This window comes from Streptomyces sp. NPDC085937 (genome assembly GCF_044540535.1).
Taxonomy (GTDB): Bacteria; Actinomycetota; Actinomycetes; order Streptomycetales; family Streptomycetaceae; genus Streptomyces.
Genome location: NZ_JBITSH010000013.1, coordinates 37,828 through 57,736, shown reverse-complemented (window position 1 = coordinate 57,736; position 19,909 = coordinate 37,828). Strand labels below are relative to the sequence as shown.

Genomic DNA, 19,909 nt, shown 5'->3' with positions numbered 1-19,909 from the left:
CCTGGCCGCGCTCGGCTCGCTCGGCTCCATGGGCGGACTGTTCTCCACCACCGTGCTGTACGCCCTCGCCAGCGGCGTCGCCGTCGGCGGCGGCCTCGCCCTGTTCGCCGTCGCCGTAAGGGGTCTGCCCGCCAAGCCCGAGCACGAGAAGCAGAAGGCGAGCGAGCGGGCGAACGAGCTGCTGCGGTTCGCCGGCCGGCGCGGTTCGCTGGCCGCGCTCGTCGGGCTCGCCGTGCTGCTGATGACCCGCTGGGCGGTGGCCGGCGCCGCCGCCGCCGTCCTCGTCTTCTTCTGGGACCGCCTGTTCGGCGGCGCCGGCGAGGAGCGGGCCGCCATGCGGCGCGTGGAGGCCCTCGCCTCCTGGACGGAGTCGTTGCGCGACACCATCGCCGGCGCGGTGGGCCTGGAGCAGGCCATCCCGGCGTCCGCGCGGGCCGCGGCCCCCGTGCTGCGCCCGCACCTGGACGCCCTGGTCGACCGGCTGCGCGCCCGCACCCCGCTGCCCGAGGCGCTGCAGCAGCTCGCCGACGAGATCGACGACGCCTCCGCCGACATCATCGTCGCCGCCCTCATCCTCAACGCCCGGCTGCGCGGCCCCGGTCTGCGGCAGGTGCTCGGCGCGCTGGCGAAGTCGGCGCGCGAGGAGGTCGACATGCGCCAGCGGGTGATGGCGCAGCGCGCCTCCACCCGGCGCTCGGTGCAGATCGTGGTCGCCGTGTCCGTCGCGTTCGTGCTCGGACTGTCCGTCTTCAACCGCGACTTCGTCGAGCCGTACGGCACGGCCGTCGGCCAGCTCGTGCTCGTCTGCGTGTGCGGGCTGTTCGCGCTGGGCTTCTGGTGGTTGCGCAAGCTGTCCACCATCGAGACGCCCGAACGCTTCCTGGTGCGCGACGAGTCGTCGGTGCGGCTGGTGCGTCCGCGCACCCCCGGCGCCGCACCCGCGCAGGCGTCGCCGTTCCAGCCGGAAGAGGGGGTACGCCGATGAGTGACGGACTGACGATGCCGGTGGTCGTCGGCGCGGTCGTCGGACTGGGGATCTACGCCCTGGTCCGGGCGCTGATGCCGACCCGGCGCAGCGCCCTCTCCCAGGTCGCCCGGATCGACGCGATGCGGGCGCGCGGCTCGGCGTACGAGTCGGCGCGGCCGGCCGCGCAGGAGACCGGGCGCTTCGGCTCGCTGCGGGCCCAGGTGGGCCTCAAGGTGGCCGAGTTCTACCAGCAGCAGGGGTGGGAGCAGCGGTCGCTGCGGGCCGACCTCGCCGTGCTGGAGCGCAGCTGGGAGAAGTTCCTGGCGACCAAGGTGCTGCTGGCGGTGGCCGGTCTGTTCTTCGGGCCGTTCCTGTTCGCCATCGTCTGGCAGCTGGGCTTCGGCAGCAGCCCGGCCATCCCGGTGTGGCTGGCGCTGCTGTGCGCGGTGCTGTTCTTCGTCCTGCCCGACCTGGAGGTCCGCCGGGACGCCGCGGAGAAGCGGCGCGACCTGCGCCGGGTGATCGGCGCGTACCTGGACCTGGTGTCGATGAGCCTGGCCGGCGGCCGGGGTCTGCCGGAGGCGCTGATGGCCGCCGCGGAGGTGTCCGACGGCTGGGCGGCGCGGCGCATCCGCAGCGCCCTCGCCGACGCCCGCATCACCGGCGTCAGCCAGTGGCAGGCGCTGGGCCAGCTCGGCGAGGAGCTGGGCGTGGAGGAGCTCAAGGACCTCTCGGCCTCGCTGGCGCTGGTCGCCGACGACGGCGCGAAGGTGCGGGAGTCCCTCGCCTCGCGCGCCGAGACCATGCGGCACCGCGAACTCGCCGAGATCGAGGGCAGCGCGGGTGAGAAGTCCCAGTCGATGCTCGTGGCGCAGCTGCTGCTGTGCGCGGGGTTCCTCGTGTTCCTGATCTTCCCGGCGGCGATGCGGGTGTTCCAGGTGTGAGATCCCGGACCAGTGATCCGCGAACCACGGACCGCGCGCCGTACGTCAGAACTTCCGTGAACCGAATTCGAGAGGACAACGCGTCATGAACGGACGTACCTTCCACACCGGCATTCCCGCCGTCGACTTCCTGGTCACCTTCATGCGGGCCCGCGTCGAGCGGGCGCGCTCCGGCGAACTGGACCGCGGTGCCTCCGCGGTGGAGTGGGTCATCATCTCGGCCGTCGTCGTGGCGATCGTGGGCGTGGTGGCCGCGGTCATCAACACCGCGCTGAAGGACGGCGCCGAGAAGGTCGGCGACTGTATCGAGGGCGCCAACGCGAGCGGTACCTGCTGACGGCCGACACGTCTCTCACGGGGATGCCGGTGCGCGTACGCAGCTGGGTACGCCGACGGGTGGAGGCCGCCTCCACCCGCGGCGATTCCGGCATGACCGCGATCGAGTTCGTGTTCCTGACGCCGATCCTGTTCTTCATGATCTTCGCGACGGTGCAGTTCGCGCTGTACTTCTTCGCCGATCACGTCGCGCAGGCGGCGGCGCAGGCGGGTGCGCGCAAGGCGCGGGCGACGGCGGACGCCGAGCCCGGCGGCTGGCGGGGCGAGGCACGCGACGTGGTGGACAGCTACATCCGGCAGCTGGGCCCGCAGCTGGTGATCGCCCCGGACGTGAAGATGCTCCAGCCGGAGCAGAACACGGTCGGTGTCGAGATCACCGCCCGCATCCCGACGGTGTTCCCGGGCCTGGACCTCACGGTGCACGCCCAGTCGGTGGGTCCGGTGGAACGGTTCGTGCAGGAGGGGGAGAACTGATGGGTCCGCTCTCCGCCGTGCGCGGACGGCTGCGGGCGGTCGCGGAAGACCCCTCCCGCGACCGGGGGCTGTCCACGGTCGAGGTGGTCATCCTCGCGCCGGTGATGATCCTCTTCATCCTCGTCCTGGTGGGCTTCGGTCAACTGGTCGACGGGCGGGGCGCGCTGGACGGCGCGGCACGGGACGCGGCCCGCGCGGGGTCGATCCAGAAGGACCACGCCACCGCGATGGCCGAGGCGCGGGCGGCGGCGGAGGCGAACCTCCAGGACGTCTGCTCGGGCCCGGTGACCGTCGTCCAGACCAGCCCCGGCTTCGAGCCGGACACCCTCTTCAGCGTCCAGGTGAGCTGCGAGGTGCGGGGCCTCGCCATGCTGGGCCTGGACATCCCGACCACCCTGACCGCGAGCTTCAGCTCGCCGCTCGACCCGTACCGGAGGACGGCGTGACGGCACCCGCACCCATGCCTGTGCCTGTGCCCGTGCCCGGCGGCGTGAGCGGGCGCGCCCGGACCTGGCTGGAGCAGCGCGGCGCACGGCTGGACGACCGCGGCTCGGGCGCCGGCGCGGTCATCATCTTCGCGCTGGTGTTCCTGTCGCTGGCGGCCTTCGTCATCGACGGCGGCATGTCCATCTCCAAGCGGGAGCGCGCGGCGGACATCGCGGAGCAGGCGGCCCGGTACGCCGCCCAGGACATCGACCGCGAGGCGCTCTACGACAACGAGGGCGGCCCGGCGCCGATCAACTACGAGAACTGCGACGCCCGCGTGAAGGCCTTCGCCCGCGAGATGGACATGTCGGGCGCGGACATCGCGGGCACCCACTGCGTCACGGCGACCGTCGACGCGGTCGAGGTCGAGGTCCAGCTCACCTACGCCCCCGTCTTCACGGGGATGTTCTACGGCGGCGACGTGGTCGTGCACGGCCAGGCGGTCGCGGAGAACGAGGTCGGCTGAGAACGGCCGCACGGACCGGGCGTGCGGAACGGTCGCGCGGCCGCTGGCGACCGACCTGGTGCTGACGTGAGGGAAGTTGGAAGTCCGTGATCCTGGACGCCGTGGGCGTGGCCACCTTCGGCCTCGGGCGGGCCGCGATGGCCGGCGCCAAGGGTGGCCGCGGGCAGCAAGGCGCTGGCCCGCAGCAACCTCCACAGGAACGCCGTGCGGTCCGGCATGAAGGACAACAAGGCGTGGAACCTCGCCAACCGCGGTGCGCAGGGGTCGGTGCGCGGCAAGGACGCGGCCCGGGCGATGGCCACCATGCCCAAGGGCAAGCTGCCGAACTGGAGCAACATCAAGGAGGGCTTCAGCCCCACCGCGATGTACCGGGATACGGTCGACGGTGTGACATCCGTACGCAACGCGTTCTCCCGGGAGGGCCGGCGCGAGGGGCTGAGCGGCATGGCCGCCCCGCGCTCCGCGGGCACGCTGGACCCGGACCTCGCCCGGGCGGCCGCCGGGCTCGACGGCATCGCCCCGGCCGGCCGCGAGGTCCCCGCGGTCAGCAGCGCGCTGAGCAACTTCACCGGCCGGACCGACGTCTGGGCGGGGGCGACGGCCGCCGGTGTCGTCGCCGGGGCGGAGGGCGCCTACTGTGCGGTGACCTCGCCGGCGGACCGGGTCACCCCATGAGCGACGAGCCCGTTCTCCGGCCGGCCGGCGGGCGCGGTCCCGGTCTGGAACGGTGTCACGGGTCCCGGCTGTCCGTGGAGGACGGCGCGCTCGTCCTGCGCGCCCGCGGCCGTACCCGCCGGGTCCCCGTCGGCGAGGGCGGTGTCGTCCGCGCGGAGTTCGTCGACGCGCCGGGCGGGGACGCCGCACGGCAGGAGCCGGGCCGGCCGGGCGCGTGGGGCGAGGTGCGGTTGCTGGGTGCGGACGGGGTACCGGTCGCCCGTGTCGCCGTCGAGGAGTGGCTGCCGGAGGCGCCCGCGCTCCCGCCGGGGTCCGTGCGGGGTGAACAGTTGCTGGAGCGGTCGGGCGTGGCCGGGCTGCTGAAGGCCGCGGGCGTGCCGCTGCACATCACGGGCAACCGGAACGACGGCCGTAGGCCGAGGAGTTCGGGTGTCCCGCTCGGGCCCGGGCCTGCCTTCCCGCTGTGGTACTGGTGCGTGCGGGCCGTCGCCGGGACGCTGTGGTTCTCCGCGTTCACCGTGGTCGTCTTCTCCGGCACCGCGCCCGGTTGGCTGGTGCTGCTGCTCGCCCTGACCGCCCTGTGCGGGCCCGTGGCCCGCCTGGCGCTGCGCGGCTGGACGCGCCTGCGGGCGGGCCGCCGCCGGGTGACGGTCGTCGGACGCGTCGTGCCCAGCCCGGCGCCGGGGGCCGGGGCCACGGTCCGCTTCCTGCGGGACACCGAGCTGCGGGTGCAGGACCGCGACCTGGTGCTGCGCGACCTGGGCGGCCAGGAGCACTGGTTCGCCCGTTCCGGCCCGCACGCGGTGACCCGGCTGGTCCGGGTGACCGACGGGACCGGCCGCCCCGTCGGGGTGGAACTGCGGGGCCCCGGTGAGCAGGTGCGGGCGGTGCTTCCGTGGGACCTGTGGTTCGGCGGGGGCAACGGCGCCGGGGGATGGTCGCGGCTGTGCCGTGCCACCGGGCTGACGGTCTCCGAACGGCGCCTCGGCGGCAGGCGGACCTGGCTCAAGGGGCCCGTCCTTGGCACCGGCCTGCTGCCCCGGACCGGCACGGATGCCCGCCGGGCCGCCCGCTTCCCCGGTACGGCGGCGGGGGTGTCGTCCGCCGCCGTCATGGCCTTCGGCTCGCTCTTCTCCGTCGTCCAGGGCGTCCGCGTCGCCGACACGGCGCCCGGAGCCGGGGCCGTCGCGGTGGCCGCCGGGGCGCTCGGCCTCGTCCTGCAGGCCGTGCCGTACGCCGTGCATGAACTGCGCGGCCGGCTGGTCCTCGACCGGCCGGCCGCGGAGCGCACACCTGAGGAGGCCCGACGATGACCGGCCCCGAGACCGCCGAACCGCCGTCCGACTACCAGCTGTTGCTGCCCGACGGGTGGTTCCGGATCCTGCTCGGCCCCGAGCAGCGGGACACGTCGGTCGACGCGCTGGTGGAGCGCCGCTTCCGGGGCGTCGACAACGCGCCGCACCTCAAGGAGGAGATGCGCGCGGATCTCCGCCGTCGGGCCGCCGAGGCCTACGAGGGCGGCGGGATCGAGCTGTACCAGCTTCCAGGAGGCGGGACCGCTGACCGTCCCGGCCTCGCTGCTGGTGAGCCTGGCCCCGCTGCGCGGCCCCGAGCCGCTGACACCGCAGGACCTGGCGGCGGGCACGGCCGTACGGGTCCGGTCCGCCACGCGGCCGACGGAGCGGGAGCGGCAGGACGGGCACCGCGCGTCCGTCTCGGTCGAGTACCACGTGCCGGTTCCCGGCACCGCCCAGTACCTGCTGCTGACCTTCTCGACGCCGCTGGCACCCGTCGCCGACGGCACGGCCGGCCTCTTCGACGCCATCGCCTCCTCGCTGACCTGGACGGAGTGATCCCGCCGATGACCGACGACCTGTCCGTCGAGGAGCGCAAGCGGCCGTTCGGACCGCGGCCGGTCGTCCGCACGCTCTTCCACGGCGTGCGCCCGCCGACGACGGACGCCGCCGTCACGCCGATGGTGTCCTGGACCGGACCGGTCCTCGACGAACCGCTGGAGGGCATCGTGGACTCCATCGCGCGGACGCTGACGCTGTGACGGCCCGAACGGCTTCGAAGCCCTGACCGAAGAAACCCGGAAATCGGCACAGAATTCACGGCTGCTTCTCGTGGCGGTGACGTGAACCGCCTTTTCGCCGGGCGGTGACCGGTGCGTGGCCGGTCACCGGGGGCCGGACGTGAAGAAGCCGCGCCTTTTCCTCACCGCTCCCGTCACACCTGTGACGTGTTCGGCGCTCCGGAGCGAGCCGCTCGACGAACGCCGCTGGTCGGGGGAGTGCGCGCGTGCTTTGATCGGTGAAGCGATCGCTGTCCGGCGCCGCGGACCATTCCGCATTCCGTGACGGAAATCGGCGGACACCGAGCGACGCAACGTCCGACACGAAGGGAAACGCGCCCCCATGAATCTTGCCCCCCGGGTGGACACCGCCGAACTCTCCGACGCCGACCTGGACCTCGTCTCCGGCGGCCAGGCGGGCGGCGGCGCCGGCCTCGACCTCGGCGTCCACGCGGAGGCGGGCGCCCTCGGTGTCCACGTCGAGGCCGGGAACATAGGCCTCACCGCGGGTGTGGGCGTCTCGCTCTCCCCGCAGGGCGTCGCGGTGGACGCCCACCTGCACGCGACGCTGTACTGAGCCGGCGTCACGAGGCCGGGGCCGGGAAGTTCACTTCTCGGCCCCGCCGCCTTTCCTGGGGCGCTTGTCCTCGACCTTCATCTTCTCGTTGACCTGCTTGGTGAGTTCGTCCTCGAGCTTGTTGAACTCACGGACCACGGCGTCGGACATGCCCGCGAGCGCGTCGAGTTGCTGGGTGATGTCCTCACGGCCGTCCTCCCAGTTCGACTCGAAGTCGGAAAGGGCGTCGTTGACGCCGCCGTCACCGATGTCGTCCTTGTACGAGTCGAAGAGCTTCTTGGTGTGGTTCATCCGCTTCTTCAGCGACCGCAATCGCCGCCCGTAATCCTCGAGATCCGACAACGGAAGCGCGAGATCGCTTTTTCCCTCACCCACGTGCATTCCCCCTCGGTAGCCGGTGGCCGACCCTCACCTTCAGCAGGGTACGGCTCAGGCGGGGCCGGGCGTCCAGCCCTGGCCGTGGCGCAGGAGCCGGGGCAGGATGTCCGGATCCCCGTCCCGCTCCGCAGGTACGCCACGATCCCCGGCTGGTCCGGCTCGTCCGAGGACCTGACGGCGTCCTTGGCCGACCCGTCCTCGTGCAGCCCCCATCCGGGCGCCGGCTCGGCGAAGCAGCCGACAGGACGGCAGGGCTGCCCGTGCTGCGTCCCTGTCATGCCGCTGCGGTGAGCGCGAAGGCCCGGTGGGTCACGGACGGTTCCCCCTGGTGTCGGCTGTGTGTAGCTGCCACCGAAGCTGTCAGGGGTCTTTGTGAGGCATTGGGGGGTTGTGTGGGGGCTGTGCGGAGTGTGCGGGGCGAGGAGGGAGGGCCGGCGGAGCGGAGACGGGCGGGACCCTTCGACTGCGGCCATTCGAGTCAATAAGATCCCCCTAGCCTCAAGGACCCTTCTCCCCACACCTCAGGACACCCGCCATGCCGCGACGCCGCAGTGACAGCCCGTCGAGCTCGACGGCTCCGAGGAACAGGACGCCGCAGCCGGTACGGGTGCGGCGGCGGTCGTTCGGGGACCTCGTCAAGGCGTTCCTCGCGTTCGTGGCGCTGCTCGTGCTGCTCGTCGGCGTGCCGCTCGCGCTGGCGATGACGGCGGGCTGGCCGTTCCCCGACACGTTCGAGCCGATGGAGTGGCTCAAGCAGGACATCTCCGTCTCGACCTTCCTCTCCATCCTGACGTTCATCGTCTGGCTCGCCTGGGCGCAGTTCACCGCGTGCGTGCTGGTGGAGATGAAGGCCGCGCTGTCCGGGGTCGGCGTGCCGGGGCGGGTGCCCGGCGCCGGGCCCAGCCAGCTGCTCGCCCGGCAGCTCGTCGCGGCGTTGCTGCTGGTCGGCGCGACCGCCGCCAGCTTCACGCCCTCGCTCGCGCAGCTCGGCCAGACCTACGACGACAACCAGCGGCCCACCGTGGCCGCCGCCCAGCAGACGCCCGGTCTCTTCGCCCAGCAGCAGGAGCAGGCGGCCGGTACCGCCGCCGCGGTCGCCGAGCAGGCCTCGCACACCGAGGCGGCTCCCGCCGCCAACAAGCAGGGCGACACGAAGTTCTACCGGATCCAGCCGCCCGAGGGCCGGCACCACGACTCGCTGTGGGAGATCGCCGAGCGGCACCTCGGCGACGGACGCCGGTACAAGGAGATCTTCGAGCTGAACAAGGACCGTGTGCAGCCCGACGGGTCGCGGCTGAACGAAGCCAGTCTGATCCGCCCCGGCTGGATCATGGAGATGCCCGGCGACGCCCGCGGCGGCGACCTCGTCGAGATGCCGGACGACGCCCCCGAGGTGTCGCCCGAGGTACGGCAGCAGATCAGCGACTACGCGAAGACCGGCGACGGCGCGTCCGGCGGCGGCGACCAGGCGCAGGGCAGCGGCGGCGACCACGCGCAGGGCAGCGGCAGCGGCGGCGGCACCGCCCAGGTGAACGTGCCCGAGCAGCGGCCCGCGCCCGCAGGCGGGACCGGCCACGCCGACCTGCGACGCCCCGCGCCGGAGCAGGTCGCCACGCCCGCCCAGGACTCCTCGTCGTTCGGGCTGCCCGAGGCGCTGCTCGCCGCCCCGCTGCTGGCCGCCGGCCTGCTCGGGGCGCTCGGGCACCGGCGCCGGCAGGCGCTGTGGCAGTCGGCGTTCGGCGGCATCGGCGGGCGGCGCGGCATGGAGCCGCCGACGCCCACCGGCGACGCCCTCGACGTCCAGGACGCGCTGCTGGTCGGCGCCGACCCCGAGGGCGTACGGCTGCTGGACCGGTCGCTGCGCGGGCTCGCCGCGTCGCTGGCCGCCGAGTCCCGCCCGCTGCCCACCGTGTACGCGGCCTGGCTCAGCAACGGCGACCTGCACCTCCAGCTCGCCCAGCCGTCCGGGAAGCCGCCGGCGCCCTGGCAGCTCGGGCAGGACCAGACGTTCTGGATGCTGGCCCGCGCCGACGCCGGGAGTTACGAGGACGTCGACACCGCCGCGCCGTACCCCGGCCTGGTCAGCCTCGGCACCATGGACGACTCCCGGCTGCTGCTCAACCTGGAGTCGGTCCCCGGCATCGTGTCGCTGAGCGGCCGTGAGGAGGACCGGGCGGCCGTGTTCGCGTCCGTCGCCGCCGAGCTGGCCACCAACGGCTGGTCGGACCGCATGACCATCACCCTCGTCGGGTTCGGCGAGGACCTCACCGCCCTCGCGCCCAGCCGGCTGCGCCACCTCGACGGCATCGAGGCGCTGATCGAGACGATGGAGGCGGAGACCCGGCAGCGGCGCGGCGCGCTCGGCGCGGCCGGGCACGACTCCGTGCTGACCGGCCGTACCGGCCCGGCGCAGCACACCCGTTGGGCCCCGCACCTGGTGCTGCTCGCCGCCGAGCCGTCCCCCGACGACGCCATGACGCTCGCCGAACTCGCCGCGGACGCCAGTCGTCTCGGCATCGGCTACCTCGTCGGCACCGGAAGCGGCGATCTGCCGGGCGCCGCCTGGGAGATGGAGATCACCGGCGCGGGCAAGCTGCTCGCCCCGCTGCTCGGTCTGGAACTCGACGCGCAGCTGCTGCCCGCCGCGCAACAGCGCGCGGTGGTCGAGCTGTTCACCGAGTCCGACCCGGAGCGCAGCCCCGACGGGCCCGGCAGCACGCCGCCGTTCCTCGTCGACATCAGCGAGCAGGGCCGGCCCGCCGTGTACGCGCGCCTGGTCGGGACGTACGAGATCATCGGTCTGGAGACGCCCGACGGCGAGCGTAGCGCGCTGCTGCACGAGGCGCTGGCGCTGCTGCTCCTGCACCGCGAGGGCGTCCACCCGCGGGTGCTGTCCTCCGCGCTGTGGCCGCGCGGCGTCACCGACGACGTGCGCGAGGCGCTGATCGGCCGGCTGCGGGACTGGCTCGGCACCGACCCCGACGGCAGCCCGCGACTGCGCACCGACGACACCGGCCGGCTGACCCTCGCCAAGTCCGTGGTCTCCGACCTGGACGTGCTGCGCTCGCTGTACCACGAGGCGACGCAGGGCAAGGGCGTCGACAGCCGGGCGGTGCGCGGGCGGCTGCTCACCGACGCCCTGGTGCTGGTGCGCGGCCCGCTTCTCGCGGACCGGCCCGAGGGCCGCTACCGCTGGCTCACCCACGAGATCGTCGACGCGCAGCTGCCGCTGCTCGTCGCGGACACCGGGCTGGCACTCGCCGAGTTCCACCTGGAGAAGGGCCGCGCCGAGAAGGCCATCGAGGCGCTGAACGCCGCGCTGCGCACCGCTCCGGCCGACGAGCGGCTGTGGAACGAGCTGCTGCGCGCCACCCACGCCCTCGACGACCCGGCGCGGCTCACCGCCCTGGCGTCCGACCTGGTCGCCCGCGGCGGTGCCCGCGGGCTGCCGCCGCGCACCGAGGCGCTGCTCGACGAACTGCTGCCGACGTGGCGCGACGCTGTCGCGGCGGCCGGCTGAGCGGCCGGACGGGATGACCGACGGCCTGGAGGTCGCGCTGATCGCCGTCGCCGCCCTGTGGGGCGCGGCGGCCGGCGCGGTGCTGCCCCGCGCGGCACACCGGTTCTCCGTCCCGGCCGGGGAGGCGTGGCGCACGGCGTGCCCGGGCGGGCACCCGCTCACCGGCTGGCTCGGACCGGCCCGCTGCCGGGGCTGCGGGGGGACGCCGTACGGCAAGGGCGCCGCCGTGCCCGCCACGGTCACCGCGCTGGTGTGCGCCGCCCTCGCGGCGGCCACCGGGACCCGCCCCGAGCTGGCGGTGTGGCTGCTGCTGGCGCCCGCCGGCGTGCTGCTCGCGACCGTGGACCTCCGGGTGCAGCGGCTGCCCGACCCGCTCACCCTGCCGTTCGCGGCCACCGCCCTCGTGCTGCTGGGCCTGACCGCGCTGGTGCCCGAGCACGCGGGGGAGTGGACGGACGCCCTGCTGGGCGCGCTCGCGCTCGGCGCGGGCTACTTCGTGCTGTTCCTGGTCAACCCGTCCGGGATGGGCTTCGGTGACGTGAAGCTGGCGCTCGGGGCGGGCGCGGTCCTCGGCTGGTACGGCTGGCCCACCGTGCTGCTCGGCACCCTCGCCGGGTTCCTGTGCGGGGCGCTGTACGGCGGGGCGCTGGTGGTCGCCCGGAAGGCGGGGCGCAAGACGTCCATCCCGTTCGGCCCGTTCCTGATCGGCGGGGCCTTCGCGGGGCTGCTGATGGGCGCGTACGCGGCCTGACGTCAACGGGCGCAACCGGCTGACGTACGCTGATTCCGTCCGTCCACACCCCTGCGAAAGGGACACCGGTGACCGAGAAGGCCGACCTTCAGCCCGTCCTCGACCGTGCCGCCGCCGGTGGGCGGATCACCCCCGAAGAGGCCCTGGTCCTCTACCGGGACGCCCCGCTGCACGCGCTGGGTGCCGCCGCCGACGCCGTCCGCCGGCGCCGCTACGCGGGCACCGAGCACATCGCCACGTACATCATCGAGCGGAACATCAACTACACGAACGTGTGTGTCACGGCGTGCAGGTTCTGCGCGTTCTACGCGGCCCCCAAGGACACCGCCAAGGGCTGGACCCGCGACCTCGACGACATCCTGCGCCGCTGCGCGGAGACGGTCGAGCTGGGCGGCACGCAGATCATGTTCCAGGGCGGCCACCACCCGGACTACGGCGTCGAGTACTACGAGAAGCACTTCGCGGCCATCAAGAAGGAGTTCCCGCAGCTCGTCATCCACAGCCTGGGGGCGAGCGAGGTCGAGCACATGGCGCGGATCTCGAAGGTGAGCGTCGAGGAGGCGATCACGCGGATCCACGCGGCCGGTCTCGACTCCTTCGCCGGCGCCGGCGCGGAACTGCTCCCGGAGCGCCCGCGCAAGGCGATCGCCCCGCTGAAGGAGTCCGGCGAGCGCTGGCTGGAGATCATGGAGATCGCCCACAACCTGGGCGTGGAATCCACCTCCACCATGCTGATGGGCACCGGCGAGACCAACGCCGAGCGGATCGAGCACCTGCGGATGATCCGGGACGTGCAGGACCGCACGGGCGGCTTCCGCGCGTTCATCCCGTACACCTACCAGCCGGAGAACAACCACCTGAAGGGCCGTACGCAGGCGACGCTCTTCGAGTACCTGCGGATGATCGCCATCGCCCGGATCTTCCTGGACAACGTGGCGCACATCCAGGGCTCCTGGCTGACCACCGGCAAGGAGGTCGGCCAGCTCTCCCTGCACTACGGCGCGGACGACCTCGGCTCGATCATGCTCGAGGAGAACGTGGTCTCCTCCGCCGGCGCCAAGCACCGCTCCAACCGGCTGGAGATCATCGACCTGATCCGCAAGGCGGGCCGGGTCCCGGCGCAGCGCTCGACGACGTACGAGCACCTCGTCGTGCACGACGACCCGGCGAACGACCCCGTCGACGAGCGGGTGGTCTCGCACATCTCCTCCACCGCCCTCGAGGGCGGCACGGCCCACCCGGAGCTGAAGCTCCTTCCCGCCAACTGACGCGCCGGTGCTGACCCTTCACGTCGCCGACGCCTCGCCCGGGACGGCCGTCCTGGTCGACGGCGCGCTCGTCGCGGCCGTCGGCCCGCACGAGGAGCTGGCCGCCGCCCACCCGGACGCCCGGCTGCGGCGGTGGCCCGGCATCATGACGCCCGGACTGCTCAACCCCTACGGCCCGGAACTGCTGGAGCAGGCCTACCACCCCGACCCGCGTGAGGCGGACCGGCTGGGTACCGAGCCGCTGTTCGGGCTGCGCGCGCGGGCCCTGCTCGCCTCCGGGCCCTCCGCGCGGGGCGCCAGCGCGCGCCGCGGGGTGCAGCGCCTGCTGGCGCACGGCACGGTCGCGGTCGCCGGTGAACTGCGCAGCCGCGAGGCCCTGGACGCGGTGCGCAGGGCCGGGATCGCCCTGGCGGGGCGTCCGGCCGCACTGCCCGGGACTCCGGCACTGTCCCCGGTGCCGCTGGTGCTGCTGCCGTCTCTCGCCGTGGGGAAGCCCGCGCGGTTCGCGGTGTTCGACGTGCCCGACCGCGACGCCCTGGTCCGCGAGGGCGCGTCCACGTGCGTGGCGACCGTCGTGGCCGGACGTCTGGTGCACCGGCGGCGCTGACCGCCGGCCGGCCGGTCCTCAGCCCGCGAGCGTCTCGCCGAACGCGCCGTCCTCCTGCTCCACCCCGCTGCAGTCCGTCAGCGGGTCGTCGGCGTCCTTCTCGCAGGGGCGGTCCCGGAACGCCGACCACGCCGACAGCCACGCCACGCCCTTGTCCTCGGCGAAGGCGCGGACCTGCGCCGCGTCCTGAAGCGTGAACGTCTCGCCCTTCACGTCGTTGACGCCGAGCATCGGGGTGAGTGCCATGCCCCGCCAGGCCGCCGCATCCGACAGGCCGAAGACGTCCCGGAGCTGGGCGTGCGCCGACCGGGCGGCGGTGAGGGCGTAGTCGCCCATGTCGCCGTCGTAGGACTCGGCGTAGTTCATCGTCATGAGGTTGACGGTGGCGACCTGGACGCCGTGGTCGTTCGCCGACTCCAGCAGCTCCAGTCCCTCGTCGTCGAGGCCGGACGGCATGACCGGGAGGGTGAACGTCACCTCCAGATCCTCGCGTTCCTCCTGGAGGAGGGCGATCGCCTGCGAACGCCGGTCCACGGAGGCGGAGTCGGCGAGTTCGTCGCCCTCGATGTCGAAGTCGGCGCGGGTGGAACCGGCCGCGTCCAGTGCCGCGCCGTACGCCTCGGCCAGGTCCTCGGGGGTGTCGCAGGCGGCCGCCAGTTCGTCACCGTGGGCGCCGCCGAAGGAGACCCGCACATCGGCGCCGGACCGGGTGAGCCCGGCGATCCGGGAGGTCACCTGCGCGTCGTCGACGTCCTGGACGCCGTCCCAGGCCGGGGTGCAGCCGCCGTCGGAGGAGATGACGAACGCCAGGTTGTACGTCGTGGGGGAGCCCGCCGCGTCGGTGCCGGAGGCGGTGGAGGCGTTGACGTAGGGCGCGTACGCGGGGGCCGGCGCGGCAGACCCCGAGTTCGCGTCCGCCGCGTCGTCCCCGGCGGAGCAGCCCACGCCGGCCAGGGCCAGCGAGGCGAGGAGGGCGAACCCGGCAGCGGAGGACAGCGGACCGCGCATCGGGTTCGTTCCGTTCATGAGACGACGTCGGAGGGGGGTCACCATGGCACACGAGTCTGTGCGGTTTCTGAGGATGTACACCCGGATTTCGGTGATTCTCGGCGGACGGCCCGGTTCGTGTGATTCCTCGGGGGACCCACAGGGTACGCGGGCGCGGCGACGGGCGGGACGTGGGACCGGCCGCCGGCGGGGACGCCGTACGGCCCGGGACGAGCCGACGCCTCCGCCGGACGGGCGGGCTGCAAGAATGGGCGCGTGACCCGCGCATCCCTGGACAAGCAGCCGCACGAAGTCGCCTCGATGTTCGACGACGTCGCGGAACGGTACGACCTGACCAACGACGTGCTGTCCCTCGGACAGGACCGGCGCTGGCGCAAGGAGGTCGCGAAGGCGGTCGACGCGCGGCCCGCGCAGAAGGTCCTGGACCTGGCGGCCGGCACCGGCACCTCGTCGATGCCGTTCGCCCGCACCGGCGCCTACGTCGTGCCCTGCGACTTCTCCCAGGGCATGCTCCGGGTCGGCAAGCGGAACAACGCCTGGCTGCCGTACACGGCGGGCGACGCGACGCGGCTGCCCTTCAAGGACGACGTGTTCGACGCCGTCACCATCTCCTTCGGCCTGCGCAACGTGCAGGACTTCGACGCGGCGCTGCGCGAGATGCACCGGGTGACCCGGCCCGGCGGGCGGATCGTCATCTGCGAGTTCTCGCACCCGACGTGGGCGCCGTTCCGCACGGTCTACACCGAGTACCTGATGCGGGCGCTGCCGCCGGTCGCCCGCGCGGTGTCGTCCAACCCGGACGCCTACGTGTACCTCGCCGAGTCCATCCGTGCCTGGCCGGACCAGGCGGGACTGGCCGGACGGCTCCAGCGGGCCGGCTGGTCCAAGGTGGCGTGGCGCGACCTCACCGGCGGTGTGGTGGCGCTGCACCGGGGCTTCAAGGAGAGCTGAGCACCACGACACGCGCGGCGGCCCCGGCGCCGGGTTCGTCCCGTTCGCACCGGAGTCCGCCCGGCGGCGGCAGCGGGCCGCGCGGCTCGCGCACCCCGCCGCCTCCCTCGCCCTCGCCGAAGTCCAGCCACACGTGCACCACGGAGTGGCGGGGCACCTCGGTGCCGGGCTGCGGGTACTGGCGGACCACGTAGTCCACGACGGCGTGGCGGAAGTCCGGCCGGCCGGGCGCCTCGACGGACAGGCCCCTGGCCCGCGCCGACTCGCGCGCGTCCACGGCCATCAGGCCGACCAGGCGCGGCACGCGCACCCCGGACGTCCTGGAACTCTCGGGTGTCATACGCACGGACGTCACCCCCAGCGGTACCGGCAGGGTAGGCCGGTGGCGCGCCCGACGGAAGCATTCTGTGGCGTTCCGTGACAATCGACTACCGGGAGTGACGCAGCGGTGGGCGTGGCGCGGTCAGAGGTCGAGCCGGTAGCAGTGGCCCTCCCGCCGTGACGTCGGCGAGGTGAACGTCTCGGCGAGACGCATGCCCAGCCGCTGGGTGACCGCCGCGGACCGGGCGTTGCGGGTGTCCACCATCGCCACCACGTGCCGCAGACCCGTCGCGCGCACCCGCTCCAGCGTCTCCACGGCCGCCGCCGTGACGTACCCCTTGCCCCAGTGCTCCCGGGCGAGCCGCCAGCCGATCTCGACCTCACCGGCCGGGCCCCACGCGTGCGGCCAGGGCTGGGCGCCGGTGAAGCCGATGACCCGGCCCGTGTCGTCGAGCATGCTCCACAGGCAGAAGCCCCGTTCGGCGTCGTGCCGGCGCTGGCGCGCGGTGAGTTCCTCGTAGACCGACAGCTCCGCCGCCTTCCCGCCGTGGAACTCCATCACGTCCGGGTCGTCGAAGATGCGGTGCCAGGTGACGGCGTCCTCGTCGGTGGGGACTCGCAGCCGTACAGCGGGGAGAGCTCGGTTCACGGGGCAGCCCTTCAGCCGGGTGATCACGTCCGCTGAATAGACTGCCTGTGTCCAGTGCCGGTCGGCACGAAGATTTCGAACCTTGGGGAGATCCCGCCGTGACCGAGCCCCTCTCCGACAACACCGCCGATGTGATCGTCGTCGGCGCGGGGCCAGCCGGCTCCACCACCGCCTACCACCTGGCCCGGTCCGGACTCGACGTGCTCCTGCTGGAGAAGACCGAGTTCCCCCGGGAGAAGGTCTGCGGCGACGGCCTGACCCCGCGCGCCACCAAGCAGCTCGTGGCGATGGGCATCGACATCTCCGAGGAGGCCGGCTGGCTGCGCAACAAGGGCCTGCGCATCATCGGCGGCGGCGTCCGCCTCCAGCTCGACTGGCCGGAACTCGCCTCCTTCCCGGACTACGGACTCGTCCGCAAGCGCGACGACTTCGACGAGCAGCTCGCCCGGCAGGCCCAGAAGGCGGGCGCCCGGCTCCACGAGCGGTGCAACGTGGGTGCGCCGCTCATCGACGACCGCACCGGCCGCATCACGGGCGTGAAGGCCAAGCTCGGCGAGGACAAGCGGGAGGTCACCTTCCACGCCCCGCTGGTGGTGGCCGCCGACGGCAACTCCACCCGGCTGTCCCTCGCCATGGGCCTGCACCGGCGCGAGGACCGCCCGATGGGCGTCGCCGTGCGCACGTACTTCACCTCGCCCCGCCACGACGACGACTACCTGGAGTCCTGGCTGGAGCTGTGGGACCGCCGCGGCCCGCAGGACCGGCTGCTGCCCGGCTACGGCTGGATCTTCGGCATGGGCGACGGCACCTCCAACGTCGGCCTCGGCGTGCTCAACACCTCCGACTCCTTCAAGGAGCTGGACTGGCGCGAGGTCCTCAAGGCCTGGTGCGCGTCCATGCCGGAGGACTGGGGCTACACCCCGGACAACATGACCGGCCCGATCCGCGGCGCCGCGCTCCCCATGGCCTTCAACCGCCAGCCGCACTACACGCGCGGGCTGTTGCTCGTCGGCGACGCGGGCGGCCTGGTCAACCCGTTCAACGGCGAGGGCATCGCCTACGCGATGGAGTCCGGGCAGATCGCCGCCGACGTCATCGTGCAGGCCCACGCGCGGGCCACCCCGGCCCAGCGGGAGATCGCCCTTCAGCGTTACCCGCGCGTCCTGAAGGACACCTACGGCGGCTACTACACGCTCGGCCGCGCCTTCGTGAAGCTCATCGGCAACCCGAAGGTCATGCAGATCGCCGCCCAGCGCGGCCTGACGCACCCGATGCTGATGAAGTTCACGCTGAAGCTGCTCGCCAACCTGACCGACCCGACGGGCGGCGACGCGATGGACCGCATCATCAACGGCCTGAGCAAGGTCGCCCCCAAGGCGTGACCGGCGGCGGGCATGTCCGGCATGGCCGGGCACGGTGTCCGATCGTGATCGTCGCGTGACGCGTCCGTGAACAACTGATCGACTCCGGGCGGTGTCGAACGGGACGTGACCCAGTCGGGCACGTCCCGTTCGACGAAAGAGCCATCCATGACACAGCAGGCGAGACGGCTGCGCGCGCGGCTCGCGGCACTGGGAGCGGTGGGCGCCACGGCGCTGGCCGCCGTCGGAGTCCAGGGCGCGGCCCACGCGGCCGACGCCCCGCTCCCGGTGGTGATCACGGGCGAGGACCGGGTGGACCTGTCCCTCCACTCGGACAACGGCGACCCCACCGAGCCGCAGGTCGACCTGCGGCTCGACGCCCCCGGCACGCCGTTCGAGGGCGACGGTGAGGTCCCGCCGGTGCACCTCGGGGACTACACGATCCGCATCGACGCCCGCGGGCTGAAGGGCGTCGCGAAGGCCGACCTGCCCTGCGACGCCGACGGCCTGGTCGCCATCTGCTCGGGCTACGACCTGTACGCGGGCACGGACTTCAACCGGGTCGGCGGGATCAGGCTGGACCTCGCCGACGACAGCGAGGCCGGGGACACCGGGAAGATCGTCGTCACCGGCGAGGGGGAGGGCCTGGAGTTCCGGCCGCTCACGATCGACGTGCGCGTCGGCGGGCCCGAGCTGCTGAACCGCGAACTCTCCGCGCCGGACGGCCTGAAGGCCGGCGAGGACTTCGAGCTTCCGCTGGGCGTGATGAACGTCGGCGGGCTGCCGGCCGAGGGCACGGTGCTGCGGCTGCTCGGCTCGCGCGGACTGTCCTTCCCCGACCCCTACGGCAACTGCTCGTCGTCCGAGGTGAACACCGGGGACCTGCTGCGGCAGCGCACCGAGGTGCTCTGCACCTTCCCCGACACCCTCGACGCGGGAACGGCGTACACGCTGTCCCGGCAGGTGCGGGTGCGGACCGCGGACTTCGCGCTGAACGACATCTTCTCGTACTCGTTCCGGCCGCTGGAGCCGGGCGAGGAGAAGACCCTGCACCGGGGTGAGCGGCGCCGGCAGGGCAGCGGACCGGACCTGGCGCTGGAGCGGGCCGGGGACGCCGACCCCGCGCAGTACGTCAGGTACGCCGAGCTGGACCTGCCGAAGACCAACAGCTACGACCTGGAGCTCACCGGCGCCTCCGCGTCCGGCGCGGCCGGGGACACGGTCGCGGTGGAGATCGGCTTCCGCAACAACGGGCCGGCCTGGATCGGCGCCCTGCGGTCCGGCGGGGAACCGTTCTCCTTCACGGTGGTCCCGCCCGAGGGGTCGACGTTCACCAAGACGCCGGAGCGGTGCACGCCCGCCGGCGTCGACGGCAGCGAGCCCGGCTACATCTGCTGGGCGCCGACCCCGCTGCTGGAGGACGCCCGGCTCACCTTCCCGTTCGCACTGCGCGTCGACCGGGTCGTGGAGGGCGCCAAGGGCAAGGTGGCGCTGCCGGAGTGGGACAACCCCTACGACTCCGACCCCGCGAACGACACCGCGTGGATCGTGCTGAACGCCCCTGACGCGCCTGACGCGCCGGGCGACGGCGGCGCGGGCGGGTCCGACGGCGGCCCGTCGGCCGGCCCGTCCGCGCCCGGCACCGGTGACGAGGGCGGCTCCGGCGGACCGGACAGCGGGACGAACGGGACGAACGGCACCTCCGGCGGCGCGGCGGGCGGCGGCACCGGCGGCGGTCTGGCGTTCACCGGCACTCAGGGCGTGGGTCTGCTCGGCGGCGCCGCACTGCTCGCGCTGGGACTCGGCGCGGGCGTCGTGGCGCACCAGCGCCGCCGCGCACGGCGCGAGGGAGGGGCGGCCGTCTGACGCGCGGGTCGCTGTGACGCCCCTGTGGGGGCCGGAGTCCGCGGCGCCGGACTCCGGCCCCCGTCGCGTGTCCGGGGCCCCGTGAGGGCCCCGTCACGGGCCCGGCGGGGTCGCGATGGTGTTCCGCGCGCGGCCAACGCACGCCACGCAGGGTGCAATTCCGGCATTACGGTGATCTTGCCCCGCCGTGCGGTCGTGCGCGGCCACCGCGGTGGCGTCCTGCGCGGTCA

General features: G+C 73.5%; 22 protein-coding genes. 18 read left to right on the top strand and 4 right to left on the bottom strand.

Annotated elements, in window-relative coordinates:
* Positions 1-28: 28 nt before the first annotated feature.
* From ACIF8S_RS25355 to ACIF8S_RS25305, 11 genes are all read left to right on the top strand, one after another.
* Positions 29-985, top strand: coding sequence for a type II secretion system F family protein (locus tag ACIF8S_RS25355; RefSeq protein ID WP_400002124.1), 957 nt, complete (start codon positions 29-31; stop codon positions 983-985).
* Complete coding sequence (locus ACIF8S_RS25350) at positions 982-1,911, top strand: type II secretion system F family protein (protein WP_400001949.1); 930 nt, start codon at positions 982-984, stop codon at positions 1,909-1,911. Before ACIF8S_RS25355 ends, ACIF8S_RS25350 begins: the two co-directional genes overlap by 4 nt.
* An 85-nt stretch (positions 1,912-1,996) precedes the next feature.
* Entirely contained in the window at positions 1,997-2,248 is a 252-nt protein-coding gene (locus ACIF8S_RS25345; RefSeq protein WP_215211883.1) for a hypothetical protein, read from the top strand.
* A 23-nt stretch (positions 2,249-2,271) separates the two neighbouring features.
* Positions 2,272-2,721, top strand: a complete 450-nt coding sequence (locus ACIF8S_RS25340; RefSeq protein WP_400001948.1) for a TadE family protein — start codon at positions 2,272-2,274, stop codon at positions 2,719-2,721.
* Positions 2,721-3,167 (top strand): TadE/TadG family type IV pilus assembly protein, encoded by a 447-nt coding sequence (locus ACIF8S_RS25335; RefSeq protein WP_349791277.1) that lies wholly within the window; start codon positions 2,721-2,723, stop codon positions 3,165-3,167. The genes ACIF8S_RS25340 and ACIF8S_RS25335 overlap by 1 nt, the downstream gene beginning before the upstream one ends.
* A 14-nt stretch (positions 3,168-3,181) precedes the next feature.
* Positions 3,182-3,673 carry a Tad domain-containing protein gene (locus ACIF8S_RS25330; RefSeq protein WP_400001947.1) on the top strand — a complete coding sequence of 164 codons (492 nt, stop codon included), beginning with the start codon at positions 3,182-3,184 and terminating at the stop codon, positions 3,671-3,673.
* Positions 3,674-3,826: 153 nt separating this feature from the next.
* The gene (locus ACIF8S_RS25325) at positions 3,827-4,348 is read left to right on the top strand and encodes a hypothetical protein (RefSeq protein ID WP_400001946.1); all 522 of its coding nucleotides are present in this window, start codon (positions 3,827-3,829) and stop codon (positions 4,346-4,348) included.
* Entirely contained in the window at positions 4,345-5,661 is a 1,317-nt protein-coding gene (locus tag ACIF8S_RS25320; RefSeq protein WP_400001945.1) for a hypothetical protein, read from the top strand. The genes ACIF8S_RS25325 and ACIF8S_RS25320 overlap by 4 nt, the downstream gene beginning before the upstream one ends.
* A gap of 270 nt (positions 5,662-5,931) precedes the next feature.
* The gene (locus ACIF8S_RS25315; protein ID WP_400001944.1) at positions 5,932-6,201 is read left to right on the top strand and encodes a hypothetical protein; all 270 of its coding nucleotides are present in this window, start codon (positions 5,932-5,934) and stop codon (positions 6,199-6,201) included.
* Between the two features lie 8 nt (positions 6,202-6,209).
* Positions 6,210-6,404: a hypothetical protein gene (locus ACIF8S_RS25310; RefSeq protein WP_400001943.1), complete on the top strand. Its 195-nt coding sequence runs from the start codon at positions 6,210-6,212 to the stop codon at positions 6,402-6,404.
* A gap of 361 nt (positions 6,405-6,765) precedes the next feature.
* Positions 6,766-6,999, top strand: coding sequence for a hypothetical protein (locus tag ACIF8S_RS25305; RefSeq protein WP_215211892.1), 234 nt, complete (start codon positions 6,766-6,768; stop codon positions 6,997-6,999).
* A gap of 30 nt (positions 7,000-7,029) precedes the next feature.
* Here the strand turns inward: ACIF8S_RS25305 and ACIF8S_RS25300 are convergent, their stop codons facing one another.
* Positions 7,030-7,380, bottom strand: coding sequence for a hypothetical protein (locus ACIF8S_RS25300; protein WP_400001942.1), 351 nt, complete (start codon positions 7,378-7,380; stop codon positions 7,030-7,032).
* A gap of 532 nt (positions 7,381-7,912) precedes the next feature.
* Between ACIF8S_RS25300 and ACIF8S_RS25295 the strand changes: the two genes are divergently transcribed.
* From ACIF8S_RS25295 to ACIF8S_RS25280, 4 genes are all read left to right on the top strand, one after another.
* Positions 7,913-10,897: a BTAD domain-containing putative transcriptional regulator gene (locus ACIF8S_RS25295; protein ID WP_400001940.1), complete on the top strand. Its 2,985-nt coding sequence runs from the start codon at positions 7,913-7,915 to the stop codon at positions 10,895-10,897.
* 13 nt (positions 10,898-10,910) lie between these two features.
* Positions 10,911-11,648 carry a prepilin peptidase gene (locus ACIF8S_RS25290; RefSeq protein WP_400001938.1) on the top strand — a complete coding sequence of 246 codons (738 nt, stop codon included), beginning with the start codon at positions 10,911-10,913 and terminating at the stop codon, positions 11,646-11,648.
* Positions 11,649-11,716: 68 nt separating this feature from the next.
* A complete protein-coding gene (gene mqnC, locus ACIF8S_RS25285) occupies positions 11,717-12,916 on the top strand; it encodes a cyclic dehypoxanthinyl futalosine synthase (RefSeq protein ID WP_400001936.1) in 1,200 nt (399 codons plus the stop codon).
* Positions 12,917-12,923: 7 nt separating this feature from the next.
* Complete coding sequence (locus ACIF8S_RS25280) at positions 12,924-13,523, top strand: imidazolonepropionase-like domain-containing protein (RefSeq protein ID WP_400001934.1); 600 nt, start codon at positions 12,924-12,926, stop codon at positions 13,521-13,523.
* Between the two features lie 18 nt (positions 13,524-13,541).
* Here ACIF8S_RS25280 and ACIF8S_RS25275 read toward each other — a convergent pair whose 3' ends face one another.
* Positions 13,542-14,531, bottom strand: coding sequence for a chitinase (locus ACIF8S_RS25275; protein ID WP_400002122.1), 990 nt, complete (start codon positions 14,529-14,531; stop codon positions 13,542-13,544).
* Between the two features lie 255 nt (positions 14,532-14,786).
* Between ACIF8S_RS25275 and ACIF8S_RS25270 the strand changes: the two genes are divergently transcribed.
* Positions 14,787-15,482 carry a demethylmenaquinone methyltransferase gene (locus ACIF8S_RS25270; protein ID WP_349791299.1) on the top strand — a complete coding sequence of 232 codons (696 nt, stop codon included), beginning with the start codon at positions 14,787-14,789 and terminating at the stop codon, positions 15,480-15,482.
* Here the strand turns inward: ACIF8S_RS25270 and ACIF8S_RS25265 are convergent.
* Complete coding sequence (locus ACIF8S_RS25265) at positions 15,469-15,822, bottom strand: PASTA domain-containing protein (protein ID WP_145829828.1); 354 nt, start codon at positions 15,820-15,822, stop codon at positions 15,469-15,471. The two genes, ACIF8S_RS25270 and ACIF8S_RS25265, sit on opposite strands and share 14 nt — an antisense overlap.
* A 123-nt stretch (positions 15,823-15,945) precedes the next feature.
* Positions 15,946-16,452 (bottom strand): GNAT family N-acetyltransferase, encoded by a 507-nt coding sequence (locus ACIF8S_RS25260; protein WP_400001932.1) that lies wholly within the window; start codon positions 16,450-16,452, stop codon positions 15,946-15,948.
* Between the two features lie 98 nt (positions 16,453-16,550).
* Between ACIF8S_RS25260 and ACIF8S_RS25255 the strand changes: the two genes are divergently transcribed.
* Positions 16,551-17,834 carry a geranylgeranyl reductase family protein gene (locus ACIF8S_RS25255; RefSeq protein ID WP_400001930.1) on the top strand — a complete coding sequence of 428 codons (1,284 nt, stop codon included), beginning with the start codon at positions 16,551-16,553 and terminating at the stop codon, positions 17,832-17,834.
* Positions 17,835-17,981: 147 nt separating this feature from the next.
* Positions 17,982-19,679, top strand: a complete 1,698-nt coding sequence (locus ACIF8S_RS25250; protein ID WP_400001928.1) for a hypothetical protein — start codon at positions 17,982-17,984, stop codon at positions 19,677-19,679.
* Positions 19,680-19,909: the final 230 nt, after the last annotated feature.

What these genes read in the sequence shown, in the direction of transcription:
- ACIF8S_RS25300 (WP_400001942.1), bottom strand. Translation starts at nt 7,380, where the DNA reads ATGCACGTGGGTGAGGGAAAAAGCGATCTCGCGCTTCCGTTGTCGGAT.
- ACIF8S_RS25335 (WP_349791277.1), top strand. Translation starts at nt 2,721, where the DNA reads ATGGGTCCGCTCTCCGCCGTGCGCGGACGGCTGCGGGCGGTCGCGGAA.
- ACIF8S_RS25290 (WP_400001938.1), top strand. Translation starts at nt 10,911, where the DNA reads ATGACCGACGGCCTGGAGGTCGCGCTGATCGCCGTCGCCGCCCTGTGG.
- ACIF8S_RS25340 (WP_400001948.1), top strand. Translation starts at nt 2,272, where the DNA reads ATGCCGGTGCGCGTACGCAGCTGGGTACGCCGACGGGTGGAGGCCGCC.
- ACIF8S_RS25250 (WP_400001928.1), top strand. Translation starts at nt 17,982, where the DNA reads ATGACACAGCAGGCGAGACGGCTGCGCGCGCGGCTCGCGGCACTGGGA.
- ACIF8S_RS25275 (WP_400002122.1), bottom strand. Translation starts at nt 14,531, where the DNA reads ATGCGCGGTCCGCTGTCCTCCGCTGCCGGGTTCGCCCTCCTCGCCTCG.
- ACIF8S_RS25320 (WP_400001945.1), top strand. Translation starts at nt 4,345, where the DNA reads ATGAGCGACGAGCCCGTTCTCCGGCCGGCCGGCGGGCGCGGTCCCGGT.
- ACIF8S_RS25330 (WP_400001947.1), top strand. Translation starts at nt 3,182, where the DNA reads ATGCCTGTGCCTGTGCCCGTGCCCGGCGGCGTGAGCGGGCGCGCCCGG.
- ACIF8S_RS25310 (WP_400001943.1), top strand. Translation starts at nt 6,210, where the DNA reads ATGACCGACGACCTGTCCGTCGAGGAGCGCAAGCGGCCGTTCGGACCG.
- ACIF8S_RS25295 (WP_400001940.1), top strand. Translation starts at nt 7,913, where the DNA reads ATGCCGCGACGCCGCAGTGACAGCCCGTCGAGCTCGACGGCTCCGAGG.
- ACIF8S_RS25355 (WP_400002124.1), top strand. Translation starts at nt 29, where the DNA reads ATGGGCGGACTGTTCTCCACCACCGTGCTGTACGCCCTCGCCAGCGGC.
- ACIF8S_RS25265 (WP_145829828.1), bottom strand. Translation starts at nt 15,822, where the DNA reads ATGACACCCGAGAGTTCCAGGACGTCCGGGGTGCGCGTGCCGCGCCTG.
- ACIF8S_RS25305 (WP_215211892.1), top strand. Translation starts at nt 6,766, where the DNA reads ATGAATCTTGCCCCCCGGGTGGACACCGCCGAACTCTCCGACGCCGAC.
- ACIF8S_RS25345 (WP_215211883.1), top strand. Translation starts at nt 1,997, where the DNA reads ATGAACGGACGTACCTTCCACACCGGCATTCCCGCCGTCGACTTCCTG.
- ACIF8S_RS25350 (WP_400001949.1), top strand. Translation starts at nt 982, where the DNA reads ATGAGTGACGGACTGACGATGCCGGTGGTCGTCGGCGCGGTCGTCGGA.